This is a genomic window from Streptococcus oralis, from assembly GCF_001579175.1.
GTDB lineage: Bacteria > Bacillota > Bacilli > Lactobacillales > Streptococcaceae > Streptococcus > Streptococcus oralis_O.
The window spans coordinates 297,295-298,609 of record NZ_KQ970760.1 but is presented as its reverse complement, the minus strand read 5'-3'; the positions used below and the strand labels follow the sequence as shown (position 1 = coordinate 298,609).

Below are 1,315 nucleotides of genomic sequence, written 5' to 3'. Positions count from 1 at the left end.
CTTTTTCGACAATCCAAGCGAACCTCGTGCCCAACAATTCCTCAGCAAAATTATCAATCATGAAAGTGACAAAGTCAAATAAGGAGGCGCCTATGAAAAAGAAATTCTTTTTATCAGCATTATTGATTAGCCTTTTCGGTCTTGCTGCTGCTAAACCAGTTCAGGCTGATACCAGTGTCGCAGACATTCAAAAAAGAGGCGAACTGGTTGTCGGTGTCAAACAAGACGTTCCCAATTTTGGTTACAAAGATCCCAAGACAGGTACTTATTCTGGTATCGAAACGGACTTAGCCAAGATGATTGCAGACGAACTCAAGGTCAAGGTTCGCTACGTTCCTGTTACGGCACAAACTCGCGGACCACTCCTAGACAATGAACAAGTCGACATGGATATCGCGACCTTCACTATCACAGATGAACGTAAAAAACTCTACAACTTCACCAGTCCCTACTATACGGACGCTTCTGGCTTTTTGGTCAACAAATCTGCCAACATCAAAAGCATTGAAGACCTAAATGGTAAAACGATCGGAGTTGCCCAAGGTTCCATCACCCAACGCTTGATTACCGAACTAGGTAAAAAGAAAGGTCTGAAGTTTAAGTTTGTAGAACTTGGTTCTTATCCAGAGTTGATTACTTCGCTTCACGCTCACCGTATTGATGCCTTTTCCGTGGACCGCTCTATCCTGTCTGGCTACACCAGTAAACGAACAGAGCTCCTAGATGATAGTTTCAAACCATCTGACTACGGTATTGTTACCAAGAAATCAAACACCGAACTCAATGACTATCTTGATACCTTGGTCACTAAATGGAGCAAGGACGGCAGTCTTCAGAAACTCTATGACCGTTACAAGCTCAAACCATCTAGCCATACCGCAGATTAAGGAGGACACCCCATGACAGATTTATCATCTTGGACAGCCTATTTTCAGGATTTTGGACAATTTTTCAATGGTTTCCTCTTCACCCTTGCCCTAGTTATTGGATCCTTTATCCTAGCTATGGTCTTAGGAATCATCTTTGGAGTCCTATCAACTAGCAAACATCAAATTCTAAGGATTTTGGCTCGTATCTTTGTCGAATTTTACCAAAACACCCCCCTCTTGGTACAGTTTGTTATTGTTTTTTATGGTTTGCCTCTTATCAGTGAACACACCATCATGATTCCAATTTATTGGACAGCTATTCTCTGCGTCGGACTTTATCACGGTGCTTATATTGCTGAGGTGATTCGTTCAGGGATTCAGTCTATCCCTAATGGTCAGATGGAGGCTGCCTTGTCGCAAGGTTTCACCTATATCAGTGCCATGCG

At 42.7% G+C, this 1,315-nt stretch carries 2 protein-coding genes and 1 pseudogene; all 3 read left to right on the top strand.

Annotation, left to right across the window (positions count from 1 at the left end; genetic code table 11):
• Positions 1-82 (top strand): annotated as a pseudogene (locus SORDD24_RS11675) (amino acid ABC transporter ATP-binding protein); the annotation flags it as partial.
• Between the two features lie 10 nt (positions 83-92).
• Positions 93-887 (top strand): transporter substrate-binding domain-containing protein, encoded by a 795-nt coding sequence (locus tag SORDD24_RS05755; RefSeq protein ID WP_081103518.1) that lies wholly within the window; start codon positions 93-95, stop codon positions 885-887.
• Between the two features lie 12 nt (positions 888-899).
• On the top strand, positions 900-1,315 hold a 416-nt coding region (locus tag SORDD24_RS05750; protein ID WP_155720136.1), incomplete at its 3' end, for an ABC transporter permease subunit.

What these genes read in the sequence shown, in the direction of transcription:
- SORDD24_RS05755 (WP_081103518.1), top strand. Translation starts at nt 93, where the DNA reads ATGAAAAAGAAATTCTTTTTATCAGCATTATTGATTAGCCTTTTCGGT.